The sequence below is a fragment of the Dyella ginsengisoli genome (genome assembly GCF_044904665.1).
Lineage (GTDB): Bacteria > Pseudomonadota > Gammaproteobacteria > Xanthomonadales > Rhodanobacteraceae > Dyella_A > Dyella_A ginsengisoli.
In genome coordinates, this window is the sequence record NZ_JADIKM010000005.1 from 288,864 (window position 1) to 306,198 (window position 17,335).

Genomic DNA, 17,335 nt, shown 5'->3' on the forward strand with positions numbered 1-17,335 from the left:
TGGAGTGGATATATGCAGAACAACGATCCGCAGGCGCCGGAGCCGGGCCAGGAACACGCTCAGTCGCGGGAAGCCGCGTCCGGTGACGTTGCCAGCCTGCAGGCGCGCATCGCCGAGCTGGAGGCCAGCAACGCCGAGTTGCGCGAGACGGTGCTGCGCGAGCGGGCCGATCTGGAAAACCAGCGCCGGCGCCTGCAGCGCGATCTGGACCAGGCGCGCCGCTTCGCCAACGAGAAACTGCTCAATGACCTGCTTCCGGTGTACGACAGCCTCGAGCGCGGCCTGGCCGTTGAAGGTGGCGACATCGCGGCCATCCGCGAGGGCATCAGCCTGACGCTGAAGTCCCTGCTCAAGGTGGCAGAGAGCAACGGCATGGTGCAGGTCGATCCGCTCGGCCAGCCGCTCGATCCGGAGCGCCACCACGCGGTGAGCATGGTCGCGGCGCCGGGCCAGGCGCCGGGTACCGTGGTCAGCGTGCTGCAGAAGGGCTACGTGCTCAATGACCGCCTGCTGCGGCCGGCGCTGGTCGCCGTGGCGCAGGACTGACCCACGCGATAGACGGCAACACATACCAAAGCTGCGGGTCCGCCGGCATTGAATCGCCCAGGCCGGGCCCCATTCTGAAAACCAGTTCGCGGCCGCGGGGGCCGCTCAAAAGATTCGGAGCATAGACATGGGCAAGATCATCGGCATCGACCTGGGTACGACCAACTCCTGCGTCGCCGTGATGGACGGCACCTCGGTCAAGGTCATCGAGAATTCGGAGGGCGATCGCACCACGCCGTCCATCGTCGCCTTCAACAAGGACGGCGAAGTGCTGGTCGGCGCCTCGGCCAAGCGCCAGAGCGTGACCAACCCGAAGAACACCTTCTACGCGGTGAAGCGCCTGATCGGCCGCAAGTTCACCGATGCCGAGGTGCAGAAAGATCTCCACATCGTGCCCTACGGCATCGTGGCGCACGACAACGGCGACGCCTGGGTGCAGACCTCCGACGGCAAGAAGATGGCGCCGCAGGAGATCGCCGCGAAGGTGCTGATGAAGATGAAGAAGACCGCCGAGGATTATCTCGGCGAGACGATCACCGAGGCGGTAATCACGGTGCCGGCCTACTTCAACGACAGCCAGCGCCAGGCGACCAAGGACGCCGGCAAGATCGCCGGTCTCGACGTCAAGCGCATCATCAACGAGCCGACCGCGGCCGCATTGGCTTATGGGCTCGACAAGAAGGGGGGCGACCGCAAGATCGCAGTGTACGACCTGGGCGGCGGTACGTTCGACGTGTCGATCATCGAGATCGCCGAAGTCGACGGCGAGAAGCAGTTCGAGGTGCTGGCCACCAACGGCGACACCTTCCTCGGCGGCGAAGACTTCGACATGCGCGTCATCGACTACCTGGTCGAGGAATTCCAGAAGGAGCAGGGCATCGACCTGCGCAAGGACGCCCTGGCGCTGCAGCGTCTGAAGGACGCGGCCGAGCGGGCGAAGATCGAGCTGTCCTCCAGCCACCAGACCGACGTCAACCTGCCGTACGTGACGGCCGACGCGTCCGGTCCGAAGCACCTCAACATCAAGCTGACCCGTGCCAAGCTCGAGTCGCTGGTGGACGACTTGGTCAAGCGCACCATCGAGCCGTGCCGCACCGCGCTGAACGACGCCGGCCTGCGCGTGTCCGACATCAACGAGGTGATCCTCGTCGGTGGCCAGACCCGCATGCCCAAGGTGCAGGAGTCGGTGAAGGACTTCTTCGGCAAGGAGCCGCGCAAGGACGTCAACCCGGACGAGGCCGTCGCGGTCGGTGCGGCAATCCAGGGTGGCGTGCTGGGTGGTTCGGTCAAGGACGTGCTGCTGCTCGACGTCACCCCGCTGTCGCTCGGTATCGAGACGATGGGCGGCGTGATGACCAAGCTGATCGAGAAGAACACCACGGTGCCGACCAAGGCGTCGCAGACCTTCTCCACCGCCGACGACAACCAGACCGCGGTGACCGTGCACGTGCTGCAGGGTGAGCGCGAGCGTGCCAGCGCGAACAAATCGCTGGGCAAGTTCGATCTGCAGGGCATCGAGCCGGCGCCGCGCGGCATGCCGCAGATCGAGGTCACCTTCGACATCGACGCCAACGGCATCCTGCACGTGTCGGCCAAGGACAAGAAAACCGGCAAGGAACAGAAGATCGAGATCAAGGCCGGCTCGGGCCTGTCCGAGGAGGAGATCCAGCGGATGGTGGCCGACGCCGAGGCGAACAAGGAAGAGGACAAGAAGTTCCACGAGCTCGTCGCCACCCGCAACAAGGCCGACCAGCTGGTGCATGCCACTCGCACCGCGCTGAAGGAGCACGGCGGCAAGATCCCGGCCGAGCAGATGTCCACCATCGAAGGCGCGCTGTCGGATCTGGAAAAGGTCAAGGACGGCGACGACAAGGCCGCCATCGAGGCCAAGGTCGAGAAGCTGGAGCAGGCTGCGCAGGCGCTTTACGCGGCGGCGCAGTCCGCTGGCGGCGATGCCGGTGCGCAGTCGGCACCGGGTGGTGGTTCGGCCCAGCCCGATGACGTGGTGGACGCCGAGTTCACCGAGGTCAAGGACGGCGACAAGAAGTAAGCATCGGCGATCGGTGCAGCCGATACGCGACAGCCCGCGCCGGAGCCGCAAGCCGGCGCGGGCTGTTTGCTTGAGTGGGGCAGGCAGGTCCGTGGGCCTGATGCAGGGGCGTGATCGAGGTTGTGGGTATCTGAATGAGCAAGCGTGACTACTACGAAGTGCTGGGCGTGGAGCGCAGCGTCACCGAGGTGGAGTTGAAGAAGTCCTTCCGCCGCCTGGCGATGAAGTACCACCCCGACCGCTGCCCGGACGATCCCGCGGCCCAGGAGAAATTCAAAGAGGCCAAGGAGGCCTACGAGGTGCTCTCCGACGCACAGAAGCGCGCCATGTACGACCAGCACGGCCACGCCGCTTTCGAGGCCGGCATGGGCGGTCGCGGCGGCGCCGGCTTCGGCGACATGGGGGACATCTTCGGCGACATCTTCGGCGATATCTTCGGCGGTGGCGGCGGACGCGGGCGCCCCCGCCGCGGCGCCGACCTGCGCTACATCATGGAGCTGGATCTGGAAGAGGCGGTGTTCGGCATCGAGCGCACCATCGAGATCCCGACCCAGGTGAACTGCCACCACTGCAACGGCTCCGGTTCGGCCGACGGCAAGACCGTGCAATGCCGTACCTGCCACGGCCATGGCCGAGTGCGCATGCAGAACGGCATCTTCTCGATCCAGCAGGCTTGCCCGCACTGCGGCGGCAGCGGCCAGACCATCGAGAAGCCCTGCAAGCACTGCCACGGCGAGGGCCGCCTGGAAGAGACTCGCAAGCTGGCGGTGCGCATTCCCGCAGGCGTCGACAACGGCGACCGCATTCGCCTGGCCGGGCAGGGCGAGGCCGGTCCGGCCGGCGCCGAGTCCGGCGACTTGTACGTGGAGGTGCGGGTGCGCGAGCACGCCATCTTCCAGCGCGACGGCAACGACCTGTATTGCGAAGTGCCGATCCGCTTCTCGCAGGCCGCGCTCGGCGCGCAGCTGCCGGTGCCCACGCTGGAGGGCGAGGTGGAGATCACCATCCCGCCGGAGACGCAGACCGGCCATCAGCTTCGCCTGCGCGGGCGCGGCGTGAAGTCGGTGCGCAGCGGCCGCCATGGCGACCTGATCTGCCGCGTGGTGGTGGAGACACCGGTGCGCCTGACGCGCGAGCAGCGCGAGCTGTTCGAGCAACTGGAAGCCACCTTCGCCGGCAGCGGGGCGGAGAAGCACACGCCGCAGGCCAAGAACTGGGTCGACGGCGTCAAGCAGTTCTGGTCGCGCGTCACCTCCTGACACGCGCGCTGCAACGTCGTCGGGCATGATGCCGGCGCAATCGTTCCGTAGAAGGGGATGGACAGATGGGTGAGATCGTTCGCGTTGCCGTCAACGGCGCCACCGGCCGGATGGGACGGGCGCTGCTTGAGCTGCTGCGCCGCGATCGGCGCTTCGCCCTGGTGGCGGCCATCACCGCGCCGGATGCGCCGGAGATGGGCGCGCCGGTAGCCCACGGCAGCCAGCTCTGTTTCACGCATGACTGGTCGGCCATCGGCCCGCTCGACGTGGTGATCGATTTCAGCGGCCCGGACGGTCTTGCCTCCGCCCTGGCGCATTGCGAGGCGAACGGCGTCGCACTGGTCGTCGGCACCACCGGATACGGTGACGAGCTGGCTCGGCGGATCGACGCTGCCGCGGCGCGTATCGCGGTGCTGCGCTCGGCCAACTTCAGCCTCGGCGTGGCCGTGCTGGCGCGCCTGTTGCGGGAAGCTTCGGCTGCACTGGCCGACTGGGATCTCGAGATCGTCGAGGCCCATCACGGTCGCAAGGAGGATGCACCCTCCGGCACGGCCTTGCTGCTCGGTGAGTCGGCGGCGGCGGCGCGTGGTGTCTCGCTCGACGCACAGGCGGTGTATGCCCGTGAGGGGCGCACCGGGCCGCGCCAGCCGGGAACGATCGGCTTCGCAGTGGTGCGTGGCGGCGACATCGTCGGCGAGCACACCGCAATGCTGATCGGGCAGGGCGAGCGGCTGGAGCTGTCGCATCGGGCGACCGACCGATCGATCTTCGCGCGCGGCGCGATCGAGGCGGCGCACTGGCTGGCCGGCAAGCCGGCCGGCGCTTACGGTCTTGACGCGATGCTGGCCGAGCGCAGCGGACGCTGAGCGGCGTCAGTCGCGGTGCGAGGCGTCGCGCGCGCGACCGGCGCCGAGGCGGGTATCGAGCTTGCCGAACAGCTTCTTGAAGGCGCGTGAGAACTTGCCACGCCTGGTCTTGCGCAGCTTCTCCTCTTCGCTGGTCAGCCACGCCACCTGGATCACCCGCCGTTCGCCCTCGTAAGGCAGGTGGCCGTGGAAGGAGTTGTCGCAGCGCTTGAACACCGCGAACTCGCCGAATAGCGGCTTGAGTTCCGGCACCACGACGTCGTCGATGTTGTCGATGCGGTGCAGGAAGCGCAGGCAGCCGTCGCTGGTGTCAGGCCACTGCGCGTTGAGGTAGAGCAGGGCGGTGGCCACCTTCGAGCGGCTGTCGGTGTGGATGGTGCCGTGGCGCTTGTTCAACGAGCGGCACAGCGTGATCAGGGTCGGGTACTGGCCCAGGTTGTCGATCCCCAGGCGCTTGCCCACCGCATGGGCGAAATCCGCGGCGGTGAGGTGTTCGACCAGTGCGTTGATCGACGGCCCGCAGTCGGTCGGATCGTAGGGAAAGAATCCGGCGCTGGTGTAGCGCGGAAAGTCGCGCTCCAGCTCGCCGCGCGCGTCGTCCGGCAGCTGGCCGTGAGCGATCATGAACGGAAACGGCTCAAGCCGAACCTCGGTGTCCGGACGGTCGAGACGGGCGGGATCGAGCAGGACAACAGCGTTCATGGCCGGAAAATCTCCCTCAGGCAGCGGCGCAGTGTAGCGCCGCGTTGCGGCCATCGGCACACCTGCGCGAACCGCCTGTTCATCAGTGATCGGTGGACAGCAAAGGCCGCGGAGCCTATCATTGCGACCCGCCCAGACCCATCCACGACCTAAGGTCCACAAGCCAGCTTCACTGCGGCTTGCGGGCTTTGCTGCACCCAAAGGCGGCCTTCCCCATGCTTATTCCTGCTCTGCTTGCTCTCGAAGACGGCAGCGTTTTTCACGGCCACGCCGTGGGTGCCACCGGCCAGACGGTGGGCGAGGTGGTGTTCAACACCGCCATGACCGGTTACCAGGAAATCCTGACCGATCCGTCCTATGCCCGGCAGCTGGTCACGCTGACCTATCCGCACATCGGCAACACCGGCTGCAACGCCGAAGACGCCGAATCCACCTCCGTGCACGCCGCCGGCCTGATCGTGCGCGACGTGCCGCGCCGTGCGAGCAACTGGCGCAGCAGCGAGAGTCTGCCCGACTACCTCAAGCGCCACGGTATCGTCGCGATCGCCGGCATCGACACCCGTCGTCTGACGCGCATCCTGCGCGACAAGGGGGCGCTGGGCGGCTGCATCGTGGCGGGCGAATCGATCGATGTGGACGCCGCCATCGCCGCTGCCCGGGCCTTCCCGGGCCTCAACGGCATGGACCTGGCCAAGGTCGTCAGCACCACCAAACACTACGAGTGGAACGAGGGCATCTACGACCTGGACCGTACGGCCTTCAACCATCCGGAGAAGCGTTTCAAGGTGGTGGCCTACGACTTCGGCGTGAAGCAGAACATCCTGCGGCTGCTGGCCGAGCAGGGCTGCGACATCACCGTGGTGCCGGCGCAGACGCCCGCCGCCGAGGTGCTGGCCATGCAACCCGACGGCGTATTCCTCTCCAACGGCCCCGGTGACCCGGCGGCCTGCGATTACGCCATCGCCGCCACGCGCGAGTTGCTCGACGCCAAGCTGCCGCTGTTCGGCATCTGCCTCGGCCACCAGATCATGGGCCTCGCGCTCGGCGCGAAGACCCTGAAGATGAAGTTCGGCCACCACGGCGCCAACCATCCGGTGAAGGACCACGACGACGGCCGCGTGCTGATCACCAGCCAGAACCACGGCTTCGCGGTGGACCCGGCCACTCTGCCGCCAAACGTGCGGGTGACCCACAGCTCGCTGTTCGACGGTTCGCTGCAGGGTTTCGCCATGACCGACCGCCCCGCGTTCTGCTTCCAGGGTCACCCCGAAGCGAGCCCCGGACCGCACGACATCGGTTACCTGTTCGATCGATTTGCCGCCCTGATGCAGGAGGCCCGCTGAGATGGCCAAGCGTACCGATATCAAGTCCATCCTCATCATCGGCGCCGGCCCGATCGTGATCGGCCAAGCCTGCGAGTTCGACTACTCCGGCGCCCAGGCCTGCAAGGCGCTGAAGGAAGAGGGCTACCGGGTGATCCTGGTGAACTCCAACCCCGCCACCATCATGACCGACCCGGACACCGCCGACGCGGTGTACATCGAGCCGATCAACTGGCAGACGGTGGAGCGCATCATCGCCAAGGAGCGCCCGGACGCGGTGCTGCCCACCATGGGCGGCCAGACGGGTCTCAACTGCGCGTTGGACCTTGCCGATAACGGCGTGCTGGAGAAGTACGACGTCGAGCTGATCGGCGCCTCGCGCGAGGCGATCCGCATGGCCGAGGACCGCGAGCTGTTCAAGCAGGCGATGGCCGAGATCGGCCTCGATTGCCCCAAGGCCGCGGTCGCCCGCACCTACGAGCAGGCGGTGGAGATGCAGGCTGCCGTGGGCTTCCCCACGGTCATCCGCCCCAGCTTCACGCTGGGCGGCTCCGGCGGCGGCATTGCTTACAACGTCGAGGAGTTCGAGGAGATCGTCAAACGTGGCCTCGAGCTCTCACCGGTGCACGAAGTGCTGGTTGAAGAGTCGGTGCTGGGTTGGAAGGAATTCGAGATGGAAGTGGTCCGCGACAAGGCGGACAACTGCATCATCGTGTGCTCGATCGAGAACCTCGATCCGATGGGCGTGCACACCGGCGACTCGATCACCGTGGCACCGGCGCAGACCCTTACCGACAAGGAATACCAGCGCCTGCGCGACGCCTCGATCGCGGTGCTGCGCAAGATCGGCGTGGATACCGGCGGCTCCAACGTGCAGTTCGGCATCAATGCCGAAAACGGTCGCGTGGTGGTGATCGAGATGAATCCGCGCGTGTCGCGCTCGTCCGCGCTGGCGTCCAAGGCCACCGGCTTCCCGATCGCCAAGATCGCCGCCAAGCTGGCGGTCGGCTACACGCTGGACGAGCTGAAGAACGACATCACCGGGGGCCTGACCCCGGCCTCGTTCGAGCCGGCCATCGACTACGTGGTGACCAAGATCCCGCGTTTCGCGTTCGAGAAGTTCCCTTCGGCCGACGCCCGCCTCACCACCCAGATGAAGTCGGTGGGCGAAGTGATGGCGATCGGCCGCAGCTTCCACGAGTCGCTGCAGAAGGCGCTGCGCGGCCTGGAGATCGGCAAGAACGGCCTCAATCCGACCGGCCTGGACATCACCACCGACAGCGGTCTGGCCACGCTCAAGCGGGAGCTGCGCGAGCCGCGCCCGGATCGCGTGTTCCATCTGGCCGATGCGTTTCGCGCCGGCATGACGCTGGAAGAAGTCCACACGCTCAGCCGCGTCGATCCCTGGTTCCTGGCAGCATTCGAGGACATCGTGTTGACCGAGGGCGAGGTGCAGTCGCAGGGCATCACCTCGCTCGATGAGCCGCGCATCCGTGCGCTCAAGCGCATGGGCTTTTCCGACGCGCGCCTGGCCGAACTGGTGGGTACCGACGAGGCGGCCGTGCGCCACCTGCGCCGCACCTTGGGCGTGCGCCCGGTGTACAAGCGCGTCGACTCCTGTGCCGCCGAGTTCGCCACCACCACCGCCTACATGTACTCGACCTACGAGGAAGAGTGCGAGGCGGCACCAACCGATCGCGAGAAGATCATTGTGCTCGGCGGCGGCCCCAACCGGATCGGTCAGGGCATCGAGTTCGACTACTGCTGCGTGCATGCCGCGCTCGCCCTGCGCGAGGACGGCTACGAAACCATCATGGTCAACTGCAACCCGGAGACCGTCTCCACCGACTACGACACCTCCGACCGCCTGTACTTCGAGCCGCTGACGCTGGAGGACGTGCTGGAAATCGTCGATCTGGAAAAGCCCAAGGGCGTGATCGTGCAGTACGGCGGCCAGACCCCGCTGAAGCTTGCCCGTGCGCTCGAGGCGGCCGGGGCGCCGATCATCGGCACCTCGCCCGACTCGATCGACCTCGCCGAGGACCGCGAGCGCTTCCAGCAGATGATCGAGAAGATCGGCCTGCGCCAGCCGCCGAACCGCACCGCACGCAATGCCGACGAGGCGCTGGCGCTGGCCCGCGAGATCGGCTATCCGCTGGTGGTCCGTCCCAGCTACGTGCTCGGCGGCCGCGCCATGGAAGTGGTCTACGACGACGCCGATCTGGCGCGCTACATCCGCGAGGCGGTGCAGGTCTCCAACGATTCGCCGGTGCTGCTGGACCGCTTCCTCGACCATGCGGTCGAGGTGGACGTGGACATCATCGCCGACGCCGAGGGCAACGTGCTGATCGGCGGCATCATGGAGCACATCGAGGAGGCCGGCGTGCACTCGGGCGACTCGTCCTGCTCGCTGCCGCCATATTCGCTCTCCGGTGAGATCCAGAACGAGATGCGCCGTCAGGTCACCGCGATGGCCAAGGAGCTCAAGGTCATCGGCCTGATGAACACGCAGTTCGCCATCCAGGGCGATACCGTGTTCATCCTCGAGGTGAACCCGCGCGCTTCCCGTACCGTGCCGTTTGTCTCCAAGGCCACCGGCGTGCCGCTGGCCAAGATCGCCGCGCGCTGCATGGCCGGTCGTTCGCTGGCCGATCAGGGCGCGACGCGCGAGGTAATCCCTGCCTACTACTCGGTGAAGGAGGCGATCTTCCCGTTCCTGAAGTTCCAGAACGTCGATCCCATCCTCGGTCCCGAGATGCGTTCCACCGGCGAGGTGATGGGCGTGGGCCGCAGCTTCGGCGCCGCGTTCGCGCGCGGCCATGATGCCGCCGGGATCAAGACGCCGCCCAAGGGCAAGGTGTTCGTGTCGGTGCGCGACGCCGACAAGGATCGCCTGCTGCCGGTGGCGCAGGACGTGCTCAACCGCGGTTTCAGTCTGGTTGCCACCGCCGGCACCGCCGCGTTCCTTATCGAGCATGGCGTGCCATGCGAGCGCATCAACAAGGTGCTTGAGGGCCGGCCGCACATCGTCGACCTGATCAAGAACGGCGAGATCGTCTATATCGTCAACACGACCGAGGGCAAGCAGGCGATCGCCGATTCGTTCTCGATCCGGCGCGAGGCGCTGCAGCACCGCGTCACGTATTCCACCACCGTTGCCGGCGCGCGCGCCCTCGTCCATTCGCTGGATTTCCACGGCGACGGCGAGGTGCACAGCCTGCAGGAACTGCACAGGGAGTTGAACGTATGAGCCGTGCACCCATGACCAAGGCTGGCGCCGAGCGCCTGCGCGCCGAACTGGACCGGCTGAAGTCGCAGGACCGCCCGAAGATCATCGCGGCGATTGCCGAGGCGCGTGCGCACGGCGATCTGAAGGAGAACGCCGAGTACCACGCCGCCCGCGAACAGCAGAGCTTCATCGAGGGGCGCATTGGCGAGCTGGAAGCGGCCTTGTCCACCGCCGAGGTGATCGACATCACCAAGCTCGGTGCCGGCAACCGTGTGGTGTTCGGTGCCACCGTCGACCTGGAGGACGAAGACAGCGGCGAAGCGGTGACCTACCAGATCGTCGGTGACCTGGAAGCGGACATCAAGAAGCGCCTTATCGCGGTCTCCTCACCGATCGCCCGCGCGTTGATCGGCAAGAGCGCCGGCGACAGTTTCGAGTTCACCGCCCCCAACGGCGTGAAGCACTACGAGATCATTGCGGTGCGCTACGACTGATCAGCCGTCATCCCGTGGTGCAGCAGGTGCCACGGGATGATCAGGCAGCGTGGGTCGTGCCAGGAATCCAGGCAACAAAAAAGGCCGCTTGCGCGGCCTTTTTGCGTGACACGCAGTGCTGATGGATCAGCGCTGACGGGCCTTGAAACGCGGGTTGCTCTTGCAGATCACGAACACCTTGCCGCGACGGCGCACAACCTTGCAGTCACGGTGCCGCTGCTTGGCGGACTTCAAAGAGGAAAGCACCTTCACGGCCAGCTCCTGATACAAAAAGAAAATTCAAGTCCGCAAGTGTAACCGGCTCGCACGGGCATCACAAGCCGCCCGAGACTACCGTTTCCGTGACCACTGCCAGGAACTGGGCCAGTACCGGCGAGTCGTCGTTCGCCCGGCTGGCGACGGCCAGCAGCATGTAGGCATCGGGATCTTCCACGGGCACGTACGTAAGGCCGGCCAGGCGCACCGTGCGCATGGTCGCCGGTACCAGCGCAAGGCCGAGCCCTGCCGCCACCATGGCCAGCATGCCGTTGACCTGCTGGGCATGGCGGCGGATTTGTGGCTGGAAGCCCGCCTTGTTGGCCAGCAGGACCAGTCGGTCGTACAGCGTGGCGGCGACCTCGCGGGGCTGTGCCACGAAGGATTCGTGGGCGACCTCGTCCATGCGCAGGCTGCTTCGCCCGGACAGCGGATGGCCGGAGGGCAGGGCAAGGAGCAGCGGCTCGCGATCGAGCACCGTCATGCGCAAGGCCTTGGCATCGATGGAACGCTGGGGTTCGTCGCGCACGAAGCCGACGTCGATCTTGCCATCCAGCAAGGCCTCGAATTGCGGCTCGGTGTAGAGCTCGCACAGCTCGACACGCACGTTGGGCGCCACCTGCCCGTAGCGCAGCAGTACCCGCGGCAGGGAGGGGTGGAACGAGACCGACACGGTATAGGCGAGGCGGAGTTGACCACTGTGGCCGGCCGCGGCCGCGGCCACCTGGGTGCGCGCCTCATCGGCCTTCGCGAGGATCTGCCGGGCGTGGTCGAGAAAGATCCGCCCCGGTTCGGTCAGCGCCACCGAGCGCTTGGTGCGTTCCAGCAGCCGGACGCCCAGATCCTGTTCCAGCGCCTGGATCTGCTGCGAGAGCGGCGGTTGCGACAGATGCAGGCGCCGCGCGGCCCGCGTGAAGCTCAGCTCCTCGCAGACCGCCACGTAATAGCGGAGCTGGCGGAAATCAAACATATATGGAAATCAGATAAGTAAGGCGCCAAATATATATTGGAAGCGCGTACCCGGCGACCGTATGATTCTGCTCGTCCGTCACCTTCCCCTCCCCCTGGTGACGCGGCCCCGCCTCGCAGCGACGCTATCCCCGCGACTTTCGGCCTCCCCCCCTGAGCCACTGTCGACGCGTCGCTCGCGAGGCGCTTTCTTTTATGCGGTCGGGCGCCGGCATGCGTCCGATGAGCTCCTCCGCTGCAGCGGTCAGAGACGCGCTGCCAACCGGGTCCCCTGGTCGATCGCTCGCTTGGCGTCGAGTTCGGCCGCGACGTCCGCGCCGCCGATCACGTGCGTGGTCACGCCGGCCGCGGTCAGCCCATCGAGCAGGGCTCGATTCGGCTCCTGTCCGGCGCAGACCACTACGTGATCCACGGGCAGTACCCGGGGCGCGCCGTCGATGCGCACGTGCAGTCCCTCGTCGTCGAAGCGCTCGTAACTGACTCCGCCGATCATTTGCACCTGCCGGGATTTGAGCGTGGCCCGATGCACCCATCCGGTGGTCTTGTTGAGGCGCGCGCCGGGGCGGCCCTCGCTTCGCTGAAGCAGCCACACCTGGCGCGCGGGCGGTTCCGGATGCGGCGGCTGCAGGCCCCCGCGATGTGCCATCTGCATGTCCACGCCCCACTCGCGACTCCAGCGTGGGATATCGGTGCTGGTCGCCGGCCCCGATTCGACCAGGAATTCGGCGACATCGAAGCCGATACCCCCGGCGCCAATGATCGCCACCCGCGCCCCGACCGGATGGTCGCGCGCCAGCACCTCGAGATAGCTCAGCACGCGAGGATCATCGCTGCCGGGGAAGCTGATCTTGCGTGGCGTGATGCCGGTTGCCAGCACCACGTCGTCGAAGCCGGTGTCGATGAGCGACGCTGCCTCCACGCGAGACCCCAAGGCGAGCGTGACGCGGGCATCGGCCAATCGGTGGCCGAAGTAGCGCAGCGTCTCGTGGAATTCCTCCTTGCCTGGAATCCGCTTGGCGTAGTTGAACTGGCCGCCGATGCGGTCGGCCTGGTCGAACAGGGTCACCGCATGACCGCGCTCTGCCAGCGTCGCGGCACAGGCCATGCCCGCCGGCCCTGCGCCGACCACGGCAATGCGCCGGGCCGCAGTGGTCGGCGCCACAACCAGTTCGGTCTCGTGGCATGCGCGCGGGTTGACCAGGCAGCTGGCGCGCTTGTTCTGGAACACGTGATCCAGACAGGCCTGGTTGCAGGCGATGCAGGTGTTGATCCGGTCAGCGTGGTCCGCCGCGGCCTTGCGCACCCAGTGCGGATCGGCCAGCAGCGGGCGGGCCATCGACACCATGTCAGCCTGGCCGCTGGCGAGGATCTGCTCGGCGACGGCGGGCATGTTGATGCGGTTGGTGGTGATCAGCGGAATGCCGATCTCGCCTTTCAGGCGCTGGGTCACCCAGGCGAAGGCGCCGCGCGGCACCGAGGTCACGATGGTGGGGATGCGCGCCTCGTGCCAACCGATGCCGGTATTGATGAGGCTCGCGCCGGCCGCCTCGATCGCCTTGGCCAGCGTGACGATCTCGCTCCAGTCCTGGCCCTGTTCCACCAGGTCCAGCATCGACAGCCGATAGATCAGCAGGAAGTCCGGGCCGACCGCCTCGCGCGTGCGGCGCACGATCTCGATCGCCAAGCGCATTCGCCGGGCCGCATCGCCACCCCAGGCGTCGCTGCGGTGGTTGGTGCGCTCGGCGATGAACTGGTTGATCAGGTAACCCTCCGAGCCCATCACTTCCACGCCGTCGTAACCGGCATCGCGGGCCAACTGGGCGCTGCGCACGAAGTCGCCGATCGTGCGTTCCACCCCGCGGGCGCTCAGGGCGCGCGGCGTGAATGGGGTGATCGGAGACTTGATCGTCGACGGCGCCACGGAGAGCGGGTGATAGCCGTAGCGGCCCGCGTGCAGGATCTGCATGCAGATGCGTCCGCCTTCCGCATGCACCGCGCGGGTGACCTTGCGATGGCGCCCGACATGCCATGGCATCGACAGACGGCCACCGAACGGCTTGAGCCAGCCCTCGATGCTGGGAGCGATGCCGCCGGTCACCATCAGGCCGACGCCGCCGCGCGCACGCTCGGCGAAATAGGCGGCGAGCTTGTCGTAGTCGGCCGCGCGGTCTTCCAGACCGGTGTGCATCGAACCCATCAGCACCCGGTTGGGCAGGGTGACGTGGCCCAGGTCGAGGGGGGCCAGCAGGTGCGGGTAGGGCATGGCGGCAATCCGATCAAACGATCGTATGAATCTGCCTGCAAGCGCCACTCAAAAGCAAGCGCCGGCGCCCTGCGGGATCAGGCCAGCAGCCGCTCGACCAAAGCGATGTAGCGGCGTCGGGCCTCGTCGCGTTCGATGCCGCGCAGCTGCGCCCATGCCTCGTATTTGGCCGTGCCGACAAAGTCGAAGAAGCCCGGCTGCGGTCCCTGCACGTCGCCCTCGGAGCCCTGCTTGAACAGGGCGTAGAGCTTGAGCAGCGTATCGTTGTCCGGGCGCGTGCCGAGGCGTTTGACGTCTTCGGCGGCTTGCTCGAACGCGCGCTGCAGATCGCTCATGGATGGCTTGCCCCCGAGGCCCGGAACGGACCGTGCGCGGCTTGATAGCACGCACCCCGGTGGGGGTCAACGCGGTAACATGGGCGTTTGATTCCCAGCAGGAACCGCCCATGAGTCGCTCAGTCACCGTGCCCGTACTCACCATCGACGGGCCGTCGGGATCGGGCAAGGGCACCATCAGCCGGTTGGTGGCCGAGCAGTTGGGCTGGCGGTTGCTCGACTCGGGGGCGCTCTACCGGGCGGTGGGCTATGCGGCCGGCGCGGCCGGGCTGGATCTGTCCGATGTCGAGGCGGTCACGCGCTGTGCCCAATCCACCAGGATCCGGTTCCAGCCCTCCGCGGACGGACACGACACCCGGGTGCTGGTGAACGGCCATGATGCGACCGACGAGCTTCGTACCGAAACGGCCGGCGCCGCGGCGTCCGCCATTGCCTCGATTCCCTCGGTACGTCAGGCGCTTGTGGACATGCAGCTGGGGTTTCGCAAGGCGCCGGGACTGGTCGCCGACGGGCGCGACATGGGCACCGTGATCTTCCCGGATGCCGCGCACAAGGTGTTCCTCACCGCCAGCGCTGCCGAACGGGCGAAAAGACGCTATAAGCAGTTGAAGGAAAAGGGCCTCAGCGTTACACTTTCCGGCCTGCAGCGCGAAATTGAAGCGCGTGACGCCCGCGATGCCTCGCGAGCCGTCGCGCCGCTCAAGCCCGCCGCCGATGCGGTTCTGGTGGATACCACCGGCATGCCGATCGCCGACGTCGTCGCCAAAGTATTCGCCGTCGTTCGACCCTGACCGGTCGATCGACGGTTTCAGCGCCCCAGCCGCGGCATGGGGTTTTGGTCAACGGTGGCGAGGGGAACGTTCCCCGAATCACCCACAACCGGTGGGCCCATCAGTTCTTTGCGCATTACATCCGACGGCGCGCAGGGAATCACGGCCTTTCTTATTTCTGGAATCAACATGACTGAAAGTTTTGCCGAGCTGTTTGAACAGAGCCAGCAGGCCATTTCCAAGCTCAAGCCGGGCGCCATCGTCACGGGCATCGTGGTGGAGATCCGCAACGACGTTGTCGTGATCAACGCCGGCCTGAAGAGCGAAGGCATCGTCCCGATCGAGCAGTTCAAGGACGAGAAGGGCGAGTTGGAAGTGCAGGTGGGCGACGAGGTGAAGGTTGCCCTCGACGCACTGGAAGACGGTTTCGGCGAGACCAAGCTGTCGCGCGAGAAGGCCAAGCGTTCGATGGTGTGGGACGACCTGGAGCAGGCGTTCGACAAGGAAGAGACCATCACCGGCATGATCTCGGGCAAGGTCAAGGGCGGTTTCACCGTCGACATCAAGGACGTCCGCGCATTCCTGCCGGGCTCGCTGGTCGATGTGCGTCCCGTGCGCGATCCGGTCTACCTCGAGGGCAAGGAACTCGAGTTCAAGATCATCAAGCTCGATCGCAAGCGCAACAACGTGGTGGTCAGCCGCCGTGCCGTCGTCGAGACCGAGTTCTCCGAGGAGCGCGAGAAGCTGCTTGAGCGCCTGACCGAGGGTGCGGTGGTCAAGGGCACCGTCAAGAACCTCACCGACTACGGCGCGTTCGTGGACCTGGGCGGCATCGACGGCCTGCTGCACATCACCGACATGGCGTGGAAGCGCGTGCGTCACCCGTCCGAAGTGGTCAACGTCGGCGACGAGCTGGACGTCCGCGTGCTGAAGTACGACCGCGAGCGCAACCGCGTCTCGCTGGGCCTGAAGCAGCTGGGCGACGATCCGTGGGTCGCGATCGCCCGCCGTTACCCGGTCGGCAGCCGTCTGTTCGGCAAGGTCTCCAACGTCACCGATTACGGCTGCTTCGTCGAGATCGAGCCGGGTGTCGAGGGTCTGGTCCACGTGTCCGAGATGGACTGGACCAACAAGAACGTCAATCCGGCCAAGGTGGTGCAGGTCGGCGACGAGACCGAAGTCATGGTGCTGGACGTGGATGAAGAGCGTCGCCGCATCTCGCTGGGCATCAAGCAGACGCGTTCCAATCCGTGGGAAGCGTTCGCAGCGATGCACAAGAAGAACGACAAGGTCTCCGGTCAGATCAAGTCGATCACCGACTTCGGCATCTTCATCGGCCTGGACGGCGGCATCGATGGCCTGGTGCACCTGTCCGACATCTCCTGGCAGGCCTCGGGCGAGGATCTGGTTCGCAACTTCAAGAAGGGCGACGAGATCGAGGCCGTGGTGCTGGCGGTGGACCCGGAGCGCGAGCGCATCTCGCTGGGCATCAAGCAGATGGAGCAGGATCCGTTCGGCCAGTTCATGGCCAGCAATCCGCGCGGCACCATCGTCAACGGCACCGTGAAGGAAGTCGATGCGAAGGGCGCCACGATCGATCTGGGCGAGGGCGTCGAGGGTTACCTGCGCGCCAACGACATCGCCAAGGAGCGCATCGACGACGCCACCCAGCACCTGAAGGTGGGCGACAAGGTCGAGGCCAAGTTCACCGGCATGGATCGCAAGGGCCGCGTGCTGCAGCTCTCGATCCGCGCGAAGGACGAGGAGGAAGTGCAGGACCTGATGGCGGACTACGGTTCGGCCAGCACCGGCACGACCAAGCTCGGCGCGCTGCTGCAGGAACAGCTCAACAAGGCTGACTAAGTCCGGCGACCCGCCGGCAAGCAGAACGCGGGGCGGCTTCACGGCCGCCCCGCCGTTTCACGTCACGGACACTGGGGACCATGACCAAATCCGAGTTGATCGAGGCGCTGGCGAAGCGCCAGCAGCACCTTGCGTTCGGTGACGTCGAGCTAGCCGTCAAGAGCGTTATCGAACAGATGAGCCATGCCCTGTCCAACGGCGAACGCATCGAGGTGCGCGGGTTTGGCAGCTTTGCCTTGCACTACCGACCGCCGCGCATGGGTCGCAACCCCAAGACGGGCGAAGCGGTGGCGCTTCCTGGAAAGCATGTCCCGCATTTCAAGCCCGGCAAGGAGCTGCGCGAGCGGGTAAACCAGCAACTGGAGCTGGAGCAGGACTGAGCGGCTCTTTCCCGCAATGGACGAAGGCAGGC

Annotated in this window: 14 protein-coding genes and 1 pseudogene; 10 read left to right on the forward strand and 5 right to left on the reverse strand. The window is 66.4% G+C overall.

All coding sequences use genetic code 11. The annotated features are described in order from the left end of the window. The first annotated feature begins 12 nt into the window (after positions 1 to 12). The 4 genes from grpE (at position 13) to dapB (ending at position 4,721) form a co-directional block, all read left to right on the forward strand. On the forward strand, positions 13 to 546 hold the full coding sequence (gene grpE, locus ISP17_RS17200) for a nucleotide exchange factor GrpE (RefSeq protein ID WP_404635332.1): 534 nt from the start codon (positions 13 to 15) through the stop codon (positions 544 to 546). A 127-nt stretch (positions 547 to 673) separates the two neighbouring features. Then, on the forward strand, positions 674 to 2,596 hold the full coding sequence (gene dnaK / locus ISP17_RS17205) for a molecular chaperone DnaK (protein WP_404635334.1): 1,923 nt from the start codon (positions 674 to 676) through the stop codon (positions 2,594 to 2,596). A 134-nt stretch (positions 2,597 to 2,730) separates the two neighbouring features. Continuing rightward, the gene (dnaJ, locus tag ISP17_RS17210) at positions 2,731 to 3,855 is read left to right on the forward strand and encodes a molecular chaperone DnaJ (RefSeq protein ID WP_404635336.1); all 1,125 of its coding nucleotides are present in this window, start codon (positions 2,731 to 2,733) and stop codon (positions 3,853 to 3,855) included. Between the two features lie 65 nt (positions 3,856 to 3,920). Then, entirely contained in the window at positions 3,921 to 4,721 is an 801-nt protein-coding gene (gene dapB / locus ISP17_RS17215) for a 4-hydroxy-tetrahydrodipicolinate reductase (protein ID WP_404635338.1), read from the forward strand. Positions 4,722 to 4,727: 6 nt separating this feature from the next. On the opposite strand, the gene ISP17_RS17220 is transcribed toward dapB, so the two are convergent. Next, positions 4,728 to 5,423, reverse strand: a complete 696-nt coding sequence (locus ISP17_RS17220) for a 2OG-Fe(II) oxygenase (protein ID WP_404635340.1) — start codon at positions 5,421 to 5,423, stop codon at positions 4,728 to 4,730. Between the two features lie 215 nt (positions 5,424 to 5,638). Between ISP17_RS17220 and carA the strand changes: the two genes are divergently transcribed. From carA to greA, 3 genes are read left to right on the forward strand one after another with little or no spacing between them, the layout of a single operon-like run. Beyond that, complete coding sequence (gene carA / locus ISP17_RS17225) at positions 5,639 to 6,766, forward strand: glutamine-hydrolyzing carbamoyl-phosphate synthase small subunit (RefSeq protein ID WP_404635342.1); 1,128 nt, start codon at positions 5,639 to 5,641, stop codon at positions 6,764 to 6,766. 1 nt (position 6,767) lies between these two features. Beyond that, positions 6,768 to 9,995 (forward strand): carbamoyl-phosphate synthase large subunit, encoded by a 3,228-nt coding sequence (carB, locus tag ISP17_RS17230; RefSeq protein ID WP_404635344.1) that lies wholly within the window; start codon positions 6,768 to 6,770, stop codon positions 9,993 to 9,995. After that, on the forward strand, positions 9,992 to 10,468 hold the full coding sequence (gene greA, locus ISP17_RS17235; protein ID WP_404635346.1) for a transcription elongation factor GreA: 477 nt from the start codon (positions 9,992 to 9,994) through the stop codon (positions 10,466 to 10,468). Before carB ends, greA begins: the two co-directional genes overlap by 4 nt. A 126-nt stretch (positions 10,469 to 10,594) precedes the next feature. On the opposite strand, the gene ykgO is transcribed toward greA, so the two are convergent. From ykgO to ISP17_RS17255, 4 genes are all read right to left on the reverse strand, one after another. Next, a complete protein-coding gene (ykgO, locus tag ISP17_RS17240; RefSeq protein WP_008215056.1) occupies positions 10,595 to 10,720 on the reverse strand; it encodes a type B 50S ribosomal protein L36 in 126 nt (41 codons plus the stop codon). A gap of 61 nt (positions 10,721 to 10,781) precedes the next feature. Then, the gene (locus ISP17_RS17245) at positions 10,782 to 11,693 is read right to left on the reverse strand and encodes a LysR family transcriptional regulator (RefSeq protein WP_404635348.1); all 912 of its coding nucleotides are present in this window, start codon (positions 11,691 to 11,693) and stop codon (positions 10,782 to 10,784) included. Positions 11,694 to 11,936: 243 nt separating this feature from the next. Further along, a complete protein-coding gene (locus tag ISP17_RS17250) occupies positions 11,937 to 13,955 on the reverse strand; it encodes an FAD-dependent oxidoreductase (protein WP_404635350.1) in 2,019 nt (672 codons plus the stop codon). A 77-nt stretch (positions 13,956 to 14,032) separates the two neighbouring features. Then, positions 14,033 to 14,290, reverse strand: coding sequence for an acyl-CoA-binding protein (locus ISP17_RS17255; protein ID WP_404635352.1), 258 nt, complete (start codon positions 14,288 to 14,290; stop codon positions 14,033 to 14,035). A gap of 110 nt (positions 14,291 to 14,400) precedes the next feature. Here ISP17_RS17255 and cmk point away from each other — a divergent pair, with 110 nt between their 5' ends. The 3 genes and pseudogenes from cmk to ISP17_RS17270 form a co-directional block, all read left to right on the forward strand. Further along, positions 14,401 to 15,081: a (d)CMP kinase gene (gene cmk, locus ISP17_RS17260; RefSeq protein ID WP_404635354.1), complete on the forward strand. Its 681-nt coding sequence runs from the start codon at positions 14,401 to 14,403 to the stop codon at positions 15,079 to 15,081. A 168-nt stretch (positions 15,082 to 15,249) separates the two neighbouring features. After that, positions 15,250 to 16,923: a 30S ribosomal protein S1 gene (gene rpsA / locus ISP17_RS17265; RefSeq protein ID WP_404635356.1), complete on the forward strand. Its 1,674-nt coding sequence runs from the start codon at positions 15,250 to 15,252 to the stop codon at positions 16,921 to 16,923. 62 nt (positions 16,924 to 16,985) lie between these two features. After that, a pseudogene (locus ISP17_RS17270) lies at positions 16,986 to 17,303 on the forward strand (integration host factor subunit beta); the annotation flags it as partial. Between the last annotated feature and the right edge of the window lie 32 nt (positions 17,304 to 17,335).